At 39.7% G+C, this 16,291-nt stretch carries 15 protein-coding genes; 8 read left to right on the top strand and 7 right to left on the bottom strand.

Annotated elements, in window-relative coordinates:
• Positions 1–78 precede the first annotated feature (78 nt).
• The 6 genes from AC2G3J_RS12025 to AC2G3J_RS12050 form a co-directional block, all read right to left on the bottom strand.
• A complete protein-coding gene (locus AC2G3J_RS12025) occupies positions 79–516 on the bottom strand; it encodes a Fur family transcriptional regulator (RefSeq protein WP_004820653.1) in 438 nt (145 codons plus the stop codon).
• A 17-nt stretch (positions 517–533) separates the two neighbouring features.
• Positions 534–959, bottom strand: coding sequence for a YbaN family protein (locus AC2G3J_RS12030; RefSeq protein ID WP_004721341.1), 426 nt, complete (start codon positions 957–959; stop codon positions 534–536).
• A gap of 31 nt (positions 960–990) precedes the next feature.
• Positions 991–1,587, bottom strand: a complete 597-nt coding sequence (locus AC2G3J_RS12035; RefSeq protein WP_004721344.1) for a biliverdin-producing heme oxygenase — start codon at positions 1,585–1,587, stop codon at positions 991–993.
• A gap of 41 nt (positions 1,588–1,628) precedes the next feature.
• A complete protein-coding gene (locus AC2G3J_RS12040; protein ID WP_419328271.1) occupies positions 1,629–2,486 on the bottom strand; it encodes an energy transducer TonB in 858 nt (285 codons plus the stop codon).
• Positions 2,487–2,983: 497 nt separating this feature from the next.
• Positions 2,984–6,100, bottom strand: coding sequence for a multidrug efflux RND transporter permease subunit (locus AC2G3J_RS12045; RefSeq protein WP_483770024.1), 3,117 nt, complete (start codon positions 6,098–6,100; stop codon positions 2,984–2,986).
• Positions 6,097–7,341, bottom strand: a complete 1,245-nt coding sequence (locus tag AC2G3J_RS12050; RefSeq protein ID WP_483770025.1) for an efflux RND transporter periplasmic adaptor subunit — start codon at positions 7,339–7,341, stop codon at positions 6,097–6,099. Before AC2G3J_RS12050 ends, AC2G3J_RS12045 begins: the two co-directional genes overlap by 4 nt.
• A 136-nt stretch (positions 7,342–7,477) precedes the next feature.
• Between AC2G3J_RS12050 and adeR the strand changes: the two genes are divergently transcribed.
• Both adeR and adeS read left to right on the top strand, forming a co-directional pair.
• Positions 7,478–8,209, top strand: coding sequence for an efflux system response regulator transcription factor AdeR (adeR, locus tag AC2G3J_RS12055; RefSeq protein WP_483770026.1), 732 nt, complete (start codon positions 7,478–7,480; stop codon positions 8,207–8,209).
• A complete protein-coding gene (gene adeS / locus AC2G3J_RS12060) occupies positions 8,199–9,290 on the top strand; it encodes a two-component sensor histidine kinase AdeS (RefSeq protein WP_483770027.1) in 1,092 nt (363 codons plus the stop codon). Before adeR ends, adeS begins: the two co-directional genes overlap by 11 nt.
• Positions 9,291–9,457: 167 nt before the next feature.
• Here adeS and mobR read toward each other — a convergent pair whose 3' ends face one another.
• Positions 9,458–11,140 (bottom strand): phenol degradation transcriptional regulator MobR, encoded by a 1,683-nt coding sequence (mobR, locus tag AC2G3J_RS12065; RefSeq protein ID WP_336954769.1) that lies wholly within the window; start codon positions 11,138–11,140, stop codon positions 9,458–9,460.
• A gap of 406 nt (positions 11,141–11,546) precedes the next feature.
• Here mobR and AC2G3J_RS12070 point away from each other — a divergent pair, with 406 nt between their 5' ends.
• The 6 genes from AC2G3J_RS12070 (at position 11,547) to AC2G3J_RS12095 (ending at position 16,263) form a co-directional block, all read left to right on the top strand.
• Entirely contained in the window at positions 11,547–11,837 is a 291-nt protein-coding gene (locus AC2G3J_RS12070) for a phenol hydroxylase subunit (protein WP_336954770.1), read from the top strand.
• 18 nt (positions 11,838–11,855) lie between these two features.
• Positions 11,856–12,857, top strand: coding sequence for an aromatic/alkene monooxygenase hydroxylase subunit beta (locus AC2G3J_RS12075; RefSeq protein ID WP_483770028.1), 1,002 nt, complete (start codon positions 11,856–11,858; stop codon positions 12,855–12,857).
• A gap of 12 nt (positions 12,858–12,869) precedes the next feature.
• Positions 12,870–13,139 carry an MmoB/DmpM family protein gene (locus tag AC2G3J_RS12080; RefSeq protein WP_004721361.1) on the top strand — a complete coding sequence of 90 codons (270 nt, stop codon included), beginning with the start codon at positions 12,870–12,872 and terminating at the stop codon, positions 13,137–13,139.
• Between the two features lie 67 nt (positions 13,140–13,206).
• Positions 13,207–14,733 (top strand): aromatic/alkene/methane monooxygenase hydroxylase/oxygenase subunit alpha, encoded by a 1,527-nt coding sequence (locus AC2G3J_RS12085; RefSeq protein ID WP_004820631.1) that lies wholly within the window; start codon positions 13,207–13,209, stop codon positions 14,731–14,733.
• A 94-nt stretch (positions 14,734–14,827) separates the two neighbouring features.
• Positions 14,828–15,190: a phenol hydroxylase subunit P4 gene (locus tag AC2G3J_RS12090; RefSeq protein ID WP_483770029.1), complete on the top strand. Its 363-nt coding sequence runs from the start codon at positions 14,828–14,830 to the stop codon at positions 15,188–15,190.
• Positions 15,191–15,201: 11 nt separating this feature from the next.
• Positions 15,202–16,263 carry an NADH:ubiquinone reductase (Na(+)-transporting) subunit F gene (locus AC2G3J_RS12095; RefSeq protein WP_483770030.1) on the top strand — a complete coding sequence of 354 codons (1,062 nt, stop codon included), beginning with the start codon at positions 15,202–15,204 and terminating at the stop codon, positions 16,261–16,263.
• The last annotated feature ends 28 nt before the right edge of the window (positions 16,264–16,291 follow it).

The raw sequence follows: 16,291 nt of genomic DNA on the forward strand, positions 1-16,291 counted from the left end.
TCAGTGTAAATTCCGATTTATTATTTAATTTTATGGATATTTTAATCATAAAATAATCTTCCCCTTTGACATGTTGTTTTAATGACTACAATAAGGACAAGAGGGTTTTTCTATAACCAGATGATATGAACTTGCACCATGTTCTAAAATAAGTCCTCGAATTTGCTGCTCTAAAGCCTCATCATTAATTTGTTGCAACTGACTACACTTTTTACAATATATTCTCATATTGGTTTGACTTCCCTTGAATGAATATAATGCTTGTTCACTGCCCAGCTTAAATTTAACCAACAATCCTGCTTTAACAAGCTGTTTCAGGGTTTGATAGACACCAGCAAAAGATAATTTTTTCACTTTTAAATCTGGACTATACAAAATTTCGGCTGCTGTCAGCTCTCGTTGTGCATTTCTTAAAATATTCAGTACAGTTAATCGTGTTGTGGTTACTTTTAAGTTTGCTTGCAACAGCAAGCGTTTAAGTTCTTCAGTATTTTTATAATATTCAAAGATTTCCATCCTGAGATTATCCTCATTTATGCTTTTAACCACATCCACAATTGCACACAAACCATCATCAAAACAATGGTCCCTACTGCCCATGGATGAGGCACAGTCCAAATTAAAATGCCAGCAGCCACACTCATACTGGCCAAAGAAAATAGTTTTACTTTTACGGGCAAAGTTCGTTTGAGTTGCCATTGCTGTAAAATCGGAGCAATGACTTTATTATTAACAATCCACTGATGCATTCGTTGCGAACCCTTTGCAGCAAACAACGTTGCCAAAAAATAAAAATCAAACGTAGGCAAACCAGGAACCACCAAACCGATCGTCCCTAAGACCAGACATAACCCCGCCAGTGCAATACAGATCCAGCGAACCAACCATGACTTCGCAAGTCTCGGCTCCGACATAGAAATACTGGTATTTAGATTGGTCTCTGACCCCGTTTGCTTCATTGCTTGATTTCCTTTATCCATCATCAATTATTTATTTCAGTGTTTTTAATTGTGCTAAAAGTTCACCAAAACGATGAAAGCCTTGCATAGCCCCCTCAATAATCAATTGCTGTTCCTCTAAACTAAAATTTGCATCATCTAGGGTTTGCTTGAAACGCTTCCACACTAAACCACGCCCCTCTGGATATGCTGCTAAGTTACGTGCAGCAAAATCAGCATTAAAGCCAAATCTAGCCTGAGCCTCTTTGAGTAAAAATGCTGCGCCTAAGGTTGAACCTTCTGAAACATAAATCCAGCCCAAAGATTGTGGAAAACTAATTTCATCGGTTGCAATACCCTGCTGCTGAGGCGTTAAACCTAAATCAGCCAAGTCTTGTAAAGCTGCATCGGAACGCCCACGCACATCTAAATCGGGAATCAATTGTTCAACCTGTGAATCTTGATAAAGATGTTCAACATCTTTCTGAAAATAATATTGCGACAGGGTGAATTGCGCATAATTTTCTTTACTCTCAAACGCGCCTGATTGCTGCATCAAGATTTCCATACGTTCATGCTCTGCCAGTGTTTCTTGTTTCAAGCGTTGCATTAAACTACTGCTGATCACTTTTTCTGTTGATGCGTTCATAAAAACTCCTAAATAAACCTTTTCATTGTTTAATGATCCAATCAGCGATTACGACCAAGCTTAAGCTGAATGGGAAAATCCACCACGATTGCCAATGCTTCACCATTGACAATATGTGGTTTAAATTTTGCTTTTTGTGCAGCTTGTATAGCTCTTTCGTCCAAACTACTCATGCCTGAGCTTTGCTTTACTCTGACATCTATCGGCTGCCCTTGTGGATTGATTTTGATGGTGAGAACCAACAAGCGCTGCTGGTTTTGCAATTCGCGATCATCGTAATTAAGCTTGCCAAAGCTGAGTACATCGACCCGACTCACGGGAAGCGGTTGCTGTGGTTGAGAAGTAGAGGCAGCGTTTTGTTCTTTTTTATTGTCTTTGCCTGCTTCACCGCCTGCACGTTTGGCTATCTCATTTGACTGACCTGTAACAGTCTGTTCACTATTCGTAGATGATTTCGTTTCCGTGAATGTTTGCGTTGACTGACGATTTGATTCAGATTTACTTTCCGTCTGTTGATCGGTTGGTTTTTTTTCTTGTGCTTTTGTTGTCTGTTGTGTTGTTTGATCCATCTTCAACTTTTTTGACTCAGTACTGTGTATCACTTTTACCTGTTGTTGATGTTGTACCGCTGTTGCTACTGTAGATTGAGGCTGTGCTTTTGATTGCGTTGCAGCTTGCTCTGATGCCTTCTGCAGCTTGGTACTGCTCTGTTGTACAACATCGGTTTTGTTCAAGCTGATAAAACGAATTTGAATCGCATTTTCAACTGAATGTGATTCAATACGAACATCTGTTTTTAAATAAGACAAATACCATAACAACAATATATGACTGATCACTACCCCACAAAGCGTAGAGTATTTTTGCTTATCATTTGAAGCGAGAATTACAGCAGACATAGACTTAGATACAGCGCAAATAAATGTAGCGCATTTGCTGAGTGCTGAATAAGACCCTATGCTTTTCTTGTCTGCTCAATCTATTGTATTGCGTTGTACTGTTCATGAGTCCTTCCTGCTTCGTCTATCAGATCAATTGCTGTGAATTAAAAAACACTGCCTTTATCTATATAGACGAATGAGAAGGCAAAAATGCCTAATGAGAAATGTAATTAAATGTAAATAAGAATGGTTTAGAAGAGGCAATTTGACGATAAAACAGTGGGCCACTGAACGTATTTATTTAAATGAAAAAAATAAACTTATATAAATAATGCAGTTAAAACAACTGAACCGTATATCTAAAAAAAACTATAAGAGATAAAAATAATAGGAAGAAAAATTAGGTCATCTAAATAAATGCATATCATAAATGCAATGGATGGCTTAGAAATATTGTAGAGGACAAATACTTCATCCTCTACAAAACACAAAACTACAAGCTTAACGCAGAGCGCTTAAGGCAGTTTTCCTACAGATAAAACTTTACCACGTAATTTCTCAACTGCGCTGAGAATAAACACAAAAAATACTGGGACAAAAAAGATTGCAAGTATCGTCGCACTGACCATACCACCAAAAACCCCTGTACCAATCGCATGCTGAGTTTCAGAACTTGCACCTGTAGCAATCACCAATGGAATCACGCCAGCGGTAAAAGCCAAGGATGTCATCAAGATCGGTCTTAAACGAAGTTTAGCAGCTGCAACAGTGGCTTCGATCAAAGTCATTCCCTCTTCTTTGAGCATTTTGGCAAATTCAACAATCAAAATGGCATTTTTTGCAGATAATCCAATGATGGTAATTAAACCCACTTTAAAGAAAATATCATTGGGAATCCCTCGAATCCATACTGCAACCACTGCACCAATCATACCTAAAGGTACAACCAGCATCACCGACAATGGAATCGACCAGCTTTCATAGAGTGCAGCAAGGACGAGGAAGACCACTAACATTGACAATGCCAATAAGAAATTGGTTTGCGCTTCTGACTGTATTTCCTCCAAGGATTGCCCGGTCCACTCATAACCAATGCCTTGTGGTAATTGCTCAATCAGTCGCTCTATTTCCTTCATCACTTCCCCTGAAGAAATCCCTTCTGCGCCTGCCCCTGCAATACTCAATGATGGTCGTCCATTATAGCGATTGTATTGCTGCGGAGACTGTGTCCACACAGGTGTTACAATCTCAGACAGTTTAACCAGTGCTCCAGTCTTGTTAACCACATTCAAATTTAAAATATCAGTGACTTTCATCCGTGAATCGGCATCAACTTGAACAATCACTTGCTGCATTCGTCCTTGATTTGGAAAATCATTGACATACATTGAGCCCATTGAAGATGAAATGGTATCTGTCACATCAGCAAAATTCACACCTAAAGCTTCTGCCTTATTGCGATCAATTTTTAAATCGACATTACTACCTGGTGGTAAACCCTCTGGATAAACATAAGCCAGTTTTTTACTGGTTGCTGCAAGACTGATCAACTGCGCTTGTGCCTCATTCAAAGCTTGCATTCCAAGGTTACCGCGATCTTGTAAACGTAAAGTAAAGCCCGAAGTTGTTCCCATTTCTTCAATTGCAGGCGGTAAAACAGACATAATCGTACCTTCTGCACTTTCTGCCATGGCCGCATTTACAGCGTTAACCTCATCTGCAGCGGAGGTATTTCTGTCTTTGAAATCTTTTAAATTTGTAAAGGCTATGGCAGTGTTATTGCCAGAACCACTAAAGCCAAACCCGAGTACAGAGACATTTTCTTTAATACTTTCTCTGCTTTTTAAATGTTCCTCAAACGATTTTACAATGGTCAATGTACGCTCTTGACTGGCATCTGCAGGCAATTGAAATGAGGTAATAAATGAGCCTTGGTCTTCTTCAGGTAAAAAAGCGGTTGGGATCGATTTAAATGCAAATAATAAGAAACCTGTCAGGACAAAAAATACAATCATCACAGTAAAAATGTGTTTCAACAATTTGACTAAAATTGCTTCATACTTTTTATTGACGCGGTCAAAAAAGCGATCAAACCACGCAAAGAAGCCCTTTTTCTGATGATTTACTTCAATCGGTTTTAACAAGGTTGCACAAAGTGCAGGGGTTAAAGTCAGTGCTAAAAATGCTGAGAAAGCAATGGATACCGCCATCGTCACTGTAAATTGTCTATAGATAATCCCGACCGAACCACTGGCAAAGGCCATCGGTAAAAATACCGCCACCAGTACCAAGGTTATCCCGATGATTGGACTGGTTATTTCTTGCATTGCTTTAGAGGTGGCATCAACAGGAGATAAGCCTTCCGTTGCCATGATGCGTTCCACATTTTCAATCACCACAATCGCATCATCGACAATAATACCGATAGCTAAAACCATACCAAACATGGTTAAAACATTGACCGAAAAACCACTGATCAGCATCACCGCAAATGTACCTAAAAGTGCAATCGGTGCAACAATTGAAGGAATCAAGGTGTAACGAATGTTATGTAAAAATAAATACATAACAAGGAAAACTAACACCATTGCTTCTAGCAAAGTCATGATTACTTTTTCAATCGAAATCTTAACAAACGGTGCAGTATCATAAGGAATTGAATATTGCATTCCCTTTGGTAAAACCTTGCTCAGCTCCTCAACTTTTGCTTTGACCGCTTCAGAGGTCTTGACTGCATTACCACCTGGGCTCATTTGAATCGCCAAAGCGGTTGCTGGCTTTCCATTTTCTAAAATAGAAAAACTATAGGTTTGCGCCCCAAGCTCCACCCGTGCAACATCTTTCAGTGTGACTTGTGCGCCACTCTGGTTGGCACGCAAAGTAATATTTTGAAATTCTTCAACTGTACTTAACTGCCCTTCAGCCGTTAATGGCAGTGTAATCATCTGTCCTTGGACCGCAGGCAAACTCCCGACACTTCCCGGAGATATCGGCGTATTTTGTGCTTGAATGGCATTTGTGACATCTTTAATCGACAACTGATAAGACACCAGTTTGTTTGGATCTATCCAAATACGCATGGCTTTTTCAGATCCAAAGGATTGGATACGACCGACTCCTTCAACTCGTTTTAATTCTTCAACCACATTTCGAACCAAATAATCACTTAAATCAATTTCTTTAAATTGATCATTTGGTGAGTTGATTCCAACCATCATCAGAAATCCAGAGGATGCCGCTTCAACAATTAGGCCTTGCTGTCTAACAGATTGTGGCAATCTCGGTTCGATAGACTTTAATTTATTTTGCACATCCACCTGAGCCAACTCTGGATCAGTCCCCGGTTTAAATGTGGCAGTGATACTCGCTTGACCACTGGCATCAGAGGTGGCGCTGTAATAAAGTAAATTCTTTACTCCCGATAACTCTCTCTCAATCAAGGTGACAACACTATCATTCAAGGTTTCTGGTGTTGCTCCGGGATAAGTTGCATAGATGCTAATCGAAGGTGGTGCAACTGAAGGAAAACGTGAAATCGGCAACTTTGGAATACTTAAGACACCAAACAGAATAATAAAGAGTGCAATCACCCAAGCAAAGATTGGCCGTTTAATAAAGAACTGCGATATCATAATTTTTCTCCTGTATTCGGAGAAGACTGACCTGCCGTGCTTTGATCACTGCCCTTATTTTGCGTTTGTAAAGTCCCAACATCGGTTGTGTATTGCGACTTCCACTGGGTTATTTTTAAAGGCTGTTCTGGCTGTTGAATTCGATCATGTCCTTCAACAATGACTTTTTCACCTGCTTTAATTCCACTATTCACCACATAGAAACCTTTGTATAACTGTCCTAAACTCACTGGACGTGTTTCTGCAGTCTGATTTGCTTTTACAATCATCAGTTGTGCTTGACCTGAAATATCTCTTTGCACGGCTTGTTCTGGGACAAGTAAGGCATTGGGTTGTGATGCTCTGTTTAAACCAACTCTGACATACATCCCGGGCAATAATTTCCGTTGAGGGTTATTTACTTCAACACGGATGGTGACATCACCCGTATTAGGATCTACGCTGGTATCTGAGAATAAAATCTTTCCAGTCACTGGATATAATTTACCCTGACTATTGGATATGCTGACCTCAGCACCGCCACGTTGTAACAACGAACCATCACTCAAACGATCTTGCAATTGCTCATATTCAGAGATTGATTGTTTAACATCAACATAGACTTTATCTAACTGATGCACCAAAGCCATTGGATTGGTATCGCTGCTGCTGACCAATGCACCTTCGGTTACCAGCAACTTACCAATTTGACCTGAAATCGGGGCGCGTACAGTCGCATAGCGTAAGTTTAAATTTTGTCGTGCCAATGCCGCCTTGGTTTGAGCAACTTCGGCCAAAGCCTGTTGATAAGCAGCTTCCGTATTATTAAATTCCTGTTTACTAATGGCATTGGAAGGAAGCAGTTGTTGATATCGCTCTTGTTGCGTTTTTAGACGCACCACTTCGGCCTGTGCTTTTGCCAATAAAGCCTGATTACTATTGACATCTGCTTGAAGCATTTCCGAATTGATTTTAAATAAGGGTTGTCCAGCCTTAACTTCACTGCCTTGGGTAAACAGCACCTTTTCAATAATCCCACCAACTTGTGGGCGAATTTCTGAAATTCGAAAGGCTTGTACACGTGCAGGTAAATTTTCAATCAAATGAATATTTTGCTGTTGAACGGTATAAATACTGACTTTGGCTGGCGCTACCTGCTGTGCTTGTTCTGCTTCAGTATTTCCTGAGCGATTACATCCAGTTAACGCACTCCCACTTAAAACAAACAATAAAATAATAAAAAAATAAGGCTTAGGCATCATCTGCACCCAGAGTTCTAGATATGACGATTATTGGCAATATTTGTGTACTTAGCGTCACTAAAGTGTGGATATTGTGTGGATATAGCCACTAAAAATAAATTATGATGGTTCTATATCCATTTTAAAGTATCCAGCAATGGGCAATATTTCTTTTGCGTCTGATCCAGCCAGTAAACAAATTTTAGTCGTTGAAGATGATTATGATATCGGTGATATTGTGGAGCATTATCTGAAAAAAAACGGCTTTAATGTGCTTAGAGCACTTAATGGACAGCAAGCCATCGAAATACATGCGCAGCAGCAGATTGATCTGGTGATTCTTGACGTGAAATTGCCAATCTTAAATGGTTGGGAAGTTTTAAATCATATTCGTCAATCCAAACAAACCCCTGTGATTATGCTGACCGCATTAGATCAAGAAGTGGATAAAGTCACAGCACTTAGAATCGGTGCAGATGACTTTGTGGTAAAACCATTCAATCCAAATGAAATTATTGCCAGAGTTGAAGCAGTATTGAGAAGAAGTGCGATGTCATCTCAGACGAAAGCCCAAATCATTAGCTTTAAATCAATTGAAATTAATACAGAAACACTTTGTGTATACATTATCAAAGAACATTCGAAAGCACTGTTAAACCTTACCTTAACGGAATTTAAAATCCTTGCGTTGATGTCGCAAGCACCCTACAAAGTTTTTACCCGATCAGAATTAATGAACCATTGCTTGCCTGATGGTGATGCCTTAGAGCGTACTGTAGACAGTCATATCAGTAAATTACGTAAAAAACTGGAAGATCATCATCAAACCGACTTATTGATCAATGTCCGTGGTGTTGGCTATCGTTTAAGGCAAAATGATGAAAAATAACATTGGAATTAGCCGCCAGCTGATTATCACCATGGCCAAAGTGAGCTTATTGACCACTTGTTTTTCCTTGATTTTTGGCTATTTAACTTATTTTGTCGCCATCGACTTTAAATTGGTCTCACTTGAACAGTTAAATTCTGAAGATTGGTCATTTAATTTGATTGATCTGATCTGGATTTTACTGGTGACTTTATGCGGTTCATTAACCTCTGTTTATTTAGGATTAAAATTAGCGCAACGCTTTATCGCCCCGCTAAATTCTTTAGCCATTGCAGCAAGAGAAATTAGTTTGGGTAATCTTTCTGTAAGAGCGCAATTGGACAATCCCTCTTCTGTCGCTGAAATCACAAAGATGATCAATGATTTTAATCGTATGGCGGAAAAACTGGAAATCTCAGTCAACAATGCATCTATTTGGAATGCCGCAATTGCACATGAATTAAGAACTCCTGTGACTATCTTACAAGGTCGCTTACAAGGCGTGCTTGACGATATATTTACCCCCGATAAGGCCTTATTAAAAAATTTGCTCAATCAAGTTGAGCAGTTGTCATTTTTAATCGAAGATCTAAGAACCCTAAGTCTGGCGGATAATCAACAACTTCGACTTAACCTAGAATCAGTTTGTCTATCTGACGTCATTACACAATCTGTAAACTTACTTCAAGACCGTTTTGATCAAGCAAAATTAATCATTGAAACCAATTTATCGGATCAAGCCTGCTTTTTTGACCGACAACGGCTTGAACAGATCTTAATTGCATTATTTGAAAATGAAATTCGTTATGCACAGGCAGGGATTTTACGGATTAGCACCCAAAAAAAATCAGAAGGATTGGTTTTAACCATTGAAGATCAAGGACCCGGTATCGCAGATCAGCATATTCCCTTTATTTTTGATGCATTTTATCGACTTGAAGAATCCAGAGGCAAAAAGAATGGTGGTAGTGGTTTAGGTCTATCTGTTGTCAATGCAATTATGATCGCGCATGAAGGTCGCATTGAATATTCCAAGTCACAAGCTTTAGGGGGAAGTTGTTTTAGTATTTTATTTAAGCCCGACGATTTAAATAAAATATGAGATCAACATCCAAGTATAAAATCGACTTCATTTAAACAAACATTCAGCTAATCTATTTTAAATTGACAACTATAGACAGATCACATAGTGGCCAAATGCTGATCAAAAAGCAATCTAAGCACATTTCTATGGCTATTGGTCTATAGTTATTGGGAGCAAATTCGATTTTAGCCTAGCGTAATTTTCTTTAAACGGTAATCCAATGTTGCCCGACTAATTCCAAGCATACGTGCAGCTTCTGATACATTCTGCTGGCTTTTATCCATTGCACTACGAATAATATTTTGTTCAAGTTGATCTAAAGAGAAATTCTCGCTAAATAAATCCTCTACATTGATCGCCGATTGTGCAGTTTCACCTACTGCATCTAAATCTTTATGTTGTGGAAACAAACTTTCCAATTTAATTTCCTGTTGATGATCGGTCAGTAATGTGGCTCTTTCCAACAAGTTTTCCAGCTCACGAATATTGCCAGGCCAATCATATTTCATCATAAAATTTTTCGCTTTATCACTGAGCCCTTTTAGGGTTTTGCTATACATATTTTCAAAGCGTGCTAAAAAATGATTAATCAGCAAGGGAATATCTTCTCTTCGCTGACGTAAAGGCGGAATAATCACAGGAAAAATATTTAAGCGATAATATAAATCTGCACGGAATTTACCATCTTTAACGGCTTGCTCTAAATCCTCGTTGGTCGCAGCAACCAGTCTGACATCGACTTGGCGGGTGCGACTATCTCCTACCCGTTCAAATTCACCTTCTTGCAGCATACGTAATAACGCAGCTTGCGCACGTGGTGAAAGCTCGACCACTTCATCTAGAAAAATTGTTCCGCCATCGGCACGTTCAAATTTTCCCATTCGGGATTGCACCGCACCAGTAAATGCGCCTTTTTCCACCCCAAACAGTTCTGACTCAATCAAATCTGGAGGAATACAAGCACAATTCACTGCCACAAATGGCTGCGCTTGGCGCTGACTGCCATTATGAATACCACGTGCAAATGCTTCTTTGCCAACGCCTGTTTCACCCTGTAATAAAACTGCGACTTTACTCCCTGCTGCTTTTTTAAGTAGATCACAGACTTTGCGATAGGCAACCGACTCACCTACCGCATTAAACATGGTGTAATCACTTTCAGCATCGGTATAAATATTTTTCTTTAATTGATTGAGTTCCGCCTGTAAGGCAATGATTTCGTCCGAGACAGCATCGGGTGACATAAAGCGAATCAACTCATCGGCATTTTCCCATTCACTCAACGGCTTTCCAATGATTCGACAATGTTCATCACCTTGAGCAACGCAATGTGTTTCCTGATAGATAATGGTCTGCCCCATGACAAAGCTGCTATAGCCACAGGCATAGCCCAATAACATCCAGCAAGCAGGTTGATCCGAAGCACCAAATTCACTTAAATGCACTTCTGCTTCAAATGAATTAAGCCAATTAAAATCAGCATAAAATTGTTTTAAATCATGGCTCAAATGCAGTTCATTGACTTCAACCTGCACCATGCCACGGATGCCATGCATTTGCGGTCCAGCCATAAAAGCTTCTGCTTCATTTAAATTTGGTCGTAGTTTTGAGGTTACTTCTGCATCGCGCATGCCAGCTTGATAACCACAACGAATAAAAAAGCGTTTGGTGCGTTCAAGCCCCAACATCTGATAAAGATCTTTTCTTAAAAAGCCCAGAATACTGGTATGCATCAACAACATCCGATTTTCATCAAACCAGATTTGTCCGTGTTGAGCATCAAAAACGATTTTATCGAGTAAATCTTGAATATCTTTGTTCTGTTCCAGTATTTTTTTATATACCTTCACATCTTTGGCTGGGGGCATGATATATCCATCCTTGGCTATATTTCGTTGTAAATACGATCTTGATATTACCTAATTTTGATCCAAAAGCTTCACTACCTATTCTTATATTTTCATACCTTTAAGGTATATTGTTTTAATTTTAATCGATATCAAGTCTTTATTGGTTTTTTATAAGCATTAACTCGACCTTACCTATCAAAATCACTGTTTCATCTTTTGATGAAATCAGCATCTCTTTATGTTCATTATTTGATGAAAATAATGCTGCCATTGTTCATAAAATTATCATCAATAAATATTAAGCATTTGAATTTTAATTAAATTTTAATATTGGCACGACTTTTGAAATATCTAGAGCAAACCTAGCACATGAGCATGAAGCTCTACATCGAAATCTTTTTGATGTTGATAAAAGGATAAGCACATGATTGACGCTAAACAACCTACCGCATTGGTTAAATATATCCGTATTACAGGTGAGCGGAATGCCAAATTTGTAGAGTTCGATTTTGCCATTCAAGACCCGACGCTTTTTGTGGAACTAATTCTCCCCCAACAGGCTTTCCAGCATTTTTGTGAAATTAATCACGTCATTGAAATGACCGCAGAACAACAAGCTTGGAACGATGCGCAGGAAGATAAATGGCGTTATGGCATTGAACCGACTGTTTTAAATCATGTTCGCCAACATTCTGATCAAGAAGATCAGGCTTAATTCTACAAGGAGAAGCTAATGACTTTAGAAATTAAAACATCCAATTTGGAACCGATTCGTCAGACTTATGCGTATATCGAACGCCGATTTGGAGCCAAGCCCGCAACACGCTATCAAGAAGTCAGCTTTGATATTCAAGCTTCAACAAACTTTCACTATCGCCCATTATGGAAGCCAGACAAAACCTTAAATGATAAAACCCATACGGCTTTGCAAATGCAAGATTGGTATGCATTTAAAGACCCTCGCCAGTTTTATTACGGCGCTTATGTACAACATCGTGCACGTCTGCAAGATACAGCTGAAAGTCATTATGCTTTTTTTGAAAAACGTCAGTTGGTCAATAATCTCAGTGATGAAGTAAAACAAAAAATCATCCAGTGTTTACTACCTTTTCGCTATGTCGAACAAACGGCCAACTTACATATGATGTCAGGCAGTGCCTATGGTTATGGCACAGTCATCACCCAGGCATGTATTTTTGCAGCAATGGATCGCCTCGGTATGGCGCAATATATTTCACGTATTGGCTTAATCCTCGATGGCAATACAGGTGAATCCTTACTGCAAGCCAAACACGCTTGGCTAAATAATGAAACTTGGCAACCCTTACGTAAACTTTGTGAACAAAGTCTAACCGAACAAGACTGGTTCAAACTTTATATTCTGCAAAATCTGTTGATTGACAGCATGTTACAAGAGCTGGTTTTTGGACAGCTGGATGAATGGCTGGTTGAAAATGGTGGGCGTGATATTGCCATTCTTACTGAATTTATGAAGGACTGTTTAACTGATTTAGCGAAGTGGTCAGACAGTGTTTTAAAAACTGCGATTTTAGAATCTGAAGACAATAAAACCCTGATTCAATCATGGATCACGGAATTACTACCCCAAGTTAAACAAGCCTTTAGTGCTTGGGCACAAACCGCACTCACGGATTCTGGGATTGATTCCGGTCTAAATAAGATCTCTGAACGTTGCAAAAAAGCCGGCAACATTTTACTCGATTTAGCAGCATAAGGATTTGCCATCATGACCTCTAAAGTTTATTTAGCATTGCAAGACAATGACACCTCACGCTACATCATTGAAGCGATTGAACAGGACAATCCTGAAGCAACAATTCAATATCTTCCCGCCATGATTCGGGTAGAAAGCACTGGCGAACTGGTGGTACGTGCAGAAACAGTATCAGAAAAACTTGGGCAAAACTGGGATATCCAAGAACTACAACTCAACATGATTACCTTGGGTGGCAATGTTGATGAAGATGATGACAGTTTTACCTTGAAGTGGAACTAAGCTGCACTTCCCCTAGATTTAAAGCATAAATAGCAGGCAGCTGCATGTAAGTTAAAGGATGATCAAAATGAATAGCCAAGCCAAAGTAAACAATAAAAAACTCAATGCCAAAGAACGATATCGGATACTCACCCGTGATCTAGATTGGGACTTTTCCTATGCAGATCGTAAAGATGCCTTTCCGTATGAAGAGTTTGAAGGCATCAAAATTACCGACTGGTCGAAATGGGAAGATCCTTTCCGTTTAACCATGGATAACTATTGGAAATACCAAGCAGAAAAAGAAAAGAAGCTATATGCCATTTTTGATGCTTTTGCACAAAACAATGGACAAATGAATGTTTCAAATGAACGTTATGTCAACGCGATTAAACTGTTTTTAACCGCGGTAACCCCGCTTGAGTATCAAGCGTACCAAGGCTATGCCCATGTTGGGCGTCAGTTCAGTGGCATCGGTGCACGTATCGCCTCGCAAATGCAATCGATTGATGAATTACGTCATGTACAAACCCAGATTCATGCCATGAGCCATTACAACAAGTTCTTTGATGGCTTCCAAGACTGGGCGCATATGCATGACCGTGTCTGGTACTTGTCTGTACCTAAATCATTCTTTGAAGATGCACGTTCAGCGGGACCTTTTGAGTTTTTATTGGCAATCAGCTTTGCCTTTGAATATGTCCTCACTAACTTATTGTTCGTTCCATTCATGTCGGGAGCAGCTTACAACGGTGATATGGCGACCGTAACATTTGGCTTTAGTGCACAATCAGACGAAGCACGCCACATGACGTTAGGACTGGAAATCGTAAAATTCTTACTGGAGCAGCACGAAGATAATGTGCCAATCGTACAAGAATGGATTGATAAATGGTTCTGGCGAGGAACTCGCCTGCTGTCCATTGTCGGTATGATGATGGATTACATGCTGCCAAATAAAGTCATGTCATGGAAAGAAGCTTGGGAAACTTATTTTGAAGAAGCGGGTGGCGCTTTGTTTAAAGACTTAAGTCGCTACGGGATTCGTATGCCGAAATATAGTGAAGTGATTAGCAAAGAGAAAGAACATGTTTCGCATCAAGCATGGTGGATTTTCTATAACTTCGGTCATGCAGCAGGCTTCCATACGTGGATCCCAACAGATGAGGAAATGGATTGGCTCTCAGAAAAATACCCCGACACTTTTGATAAATACTATCGTCCACGTTGGGAACTTGCTCGAAAAATGGAAGCTGAAGGAAAACGCTTCTATAGCGCGGGTTTACCTCAATTGTGCCAAGTGTGCCAAATTCCAATGACCTTTACTGAAATGGATGGTGACCCAACACTATTTAGCTATCGTGATTCAATTTACAAAGATGAGCGTTATCACACTTGCTCTGATGGTTGTCATGACATTTTTGAACGCGAACCTGAGAAATACATCCAAGCGTGGTTGCCTGTACATCAAATTTTGCAGGGCAACTGTGGTGGTCCAGATTTAGAAAGTATTTTAAGGGATTACTACAACTTTAATGTCGGTGCAGACAATCTCGATATTGAAGGTTCACCTGACCAACAGCGCTGGAAAAAGTGGAAAGGCAACGCAGCTTAAACCCTCATCCAAAAATTAAAAAATAAGCAATCGATGTTGTCTAACTCGACAGCATCGGTTCAAGGATTTACTCAAAAGTTTAAGGAAATACACCATGACTGTACAAGCGATTGTTGAAAAATATCAATTTGAACCACTAGACCTTCAACAAAATTACGGCGAAAACATGCTGTTGTTTATTGGTTGGGATCATCACACCCTATTTTGTTCGGCACATGCTTTTGTGGTTTCACCAAAACAAAGTTTACAAGCCTTGATTGATGGGCAAATTCAAGCAGGTTTTGAGCAACATCCTGATTTTAAAAATATTGATTGGTCTAAAGTCAAATTCCGTTTAAACCGCAATCTTTTACATCCTGATTTTTCTAAGTCCCTAGAAGATTTGGGTTTTGATCATAAATCTCTCCTGCGCTTTGTAACACCTGATTTAGCGGGTTATCAAGGCACACATGTTTAAGGAGAACACAGATGAGCTATCAAGTCACGATTGAACCAGCAGGAACCATCATTCAAGTTGAAGAGGATCAAACCATTTTAGATGCAGCATTGCGTCAAGGTGTTTGGTTGCCCTTTGCTTGCGGACATGGCACTTGTGGTACATGTAAAGTTCAAGTCACAGACGGTTTTTATGATGTAGGTGAAGCCTCGCCTTTTGCACTTATGGACATTGAACGTGAAGAAAATAAAGTGTTGGCTTGTTGTTGCAAGCCCGAATCTGACATGGTCATCGAAGCGGACGTGGATGAAGACGAGGATTTCTTAGGCTATTTAGTCCAAGACTACCAAGCTAAGGTTATTGAAATAACGGATTTATCGCCAACGATTAAAGGTGTCCGACTTCAACTTGATCGACCAATGCAGTTTCAAGCAGGCCAATACATCAATATCCAACTCCCTAATATTGAAGGAACCCGGGCATTTTCAATCGCCAATACACCGAGCGAAGCAAATCTGATCGAATTACATATTCGTAAAGTGCAAGGGGGTGCTGCAACACGCTATGTGCATGATGAACTGAGTGTTGGTGAAGAAATGGCGCTTTCAGGACCTTATGGACAATTTTTTGTGCGTAAGTCTGATCAGCAAAATGTCATTTTCATTGCAGGTGGTTCAGGACTTTCAAGCCCTCAATCGATGATTATGGATCTTTTAGAACAAGCTGACACCCGTATCATTTATTTGTTCCAAGGTGCACGAGATGTTGCTGAATTATATAACCGTGAAAAATTCGAACAGCTTGTCAAAGAATATCCAAATTTCAGATACATCCCTGCCTTAAATGCGCCTAAGCCAGAAGACCAATGGACAGGGTTTACAGGTTATGTACATGAAGCGGTTGCCAATTATTTTGAAAATAAATGCAGTGGGCACAAGGCATATTTATGTGGCCCGCCACCGATGATTGATGCCGCCATCTCCACCTTGATGCAAAGCCGTTTATTTGAAAAAGACATCCATACTGAACGCTTTTTAAGTGCGGCAGATGGTGCAAATGGGCAATCACGTTCGGCACTTTTTAGACACATCTAAAGTTGAGTGGTTGAACCCTTAAATTATC

It is taken from the genome of Acinetobacter legionensis (assembly GCF_057165765.1).

What these genes read in the sequence shown, in the direction of transcription:
- AC2G3J_RS12025 (WP_004820653.1), bottom strand. Translation starts at nt 516, where the DNA reads ATGGAAATCTTTGAATATTATAAAAATACTGAAGAACTTAAACGCTTG.
- AC2G3J_RS12030 (WP_004721341.1), bottom strand. Translation starts at nt 959, where the DNA reads ATGAAGCAAACGGGGTCAGAGACCAATCTAAATACCAGTATTTCTATG.
- AC2G3J_RS12035 (WP_004721344.1), bottom strand. Translation starts at nt 1,587, where the DNA reads ATGAACGCATCAACAGAAAAAGTGATCAGCAGTAGTTTAATGCAACGC.
- AC2G3J_RS12040 (WP_419328271.1), bottom strand. Translation starts at nt 2,486, where the DNA reads ATGTCTGCTGTAATTCTCGCTTCAAATGATAAGCAAAAATACTCTACG.
- AC2G3J_RS12045 (WP_483770024.1), bottom strand. Translation starts at nt 6,100, where the DNA reads ATGATATCGCAGTTCTTTATTAAACGGCCAATCTTTGCTTGGGTGATT.
- AC2G3J_RS12050 (WP_483770025.1), bottom strand. Translation starts at nt 7,341, where the DNA reads ATGATGCCTAAGCCTTATTTTTTTATTATTTTATTGTTTGTTTTAAGT.
- adeR (WP_483770026.1), top strand. Translation starts at nt 7,478, where the DNA reads ATGGGCAATATTTCTTTTGCGTCTGATCCAGCCAGTAAACAAATTTTA.
- adeS (WP_483770027.1), top strand. Translation starts at nt 8,199, where the DNA reads ATGAAAAATAACATTGGAATTAGCCGCCAGCTGATTATCACCATGGCC.
- mobR (WP_336954769.1), bottom strand. Translation starts at nt 11,140, where the DNA reads ATGCCCCCAGCCAAAGATGTGAAGGTATATAAAAAAATACTGGAACAG.
- AC2G3J_RS12070 (WP_336954770.1), top strand. Translation starts at nt 11,547, where the DNA reads ATGATTGACGCTAAACAACCTACCGCATTGGTTAAATATATCCGTATT.
- AC2G3J_RS12075 (WP_483770028.1), top strand. Translation starts at nt 11,856, where the DNA reads ATGACTTTAGAAATTAAAACATCCAATTTGGAACCGATTCGTCAGACT.
- AC2G3J_RS12080 (WP_004721361.1), top strand. Translation starts at nt 12,870, where the DNA reads ATGACCTCTAAAGTTTATTTAGCATTGCAAGACAATGACACCTCACGC.
- AC2G3J_RS12085 (WP_004820631.1), top strand. Translation starts at nt 13,207, where the DNA reads ATGAATAGCCAAGCCAAAGTAAACAATAAAAAACTCAATGCCAAAGAA.
- AC2G3J_RS12090 (WP_483770029.1), top strand. Translation starts at nt 14,828, where the DNA reads ATGACTGTACAAGCGATTGTTGAAAAATATCAATTTGAACCACTAGAC.
- AC2G3J_RS12095 (WP_483770030.1), top strand. Translation starts at nt 15,202, where the DNA reads ATGAGCTATCAAGTCACGATTGAACCAGCAGGAACCATCATTCAAGTT.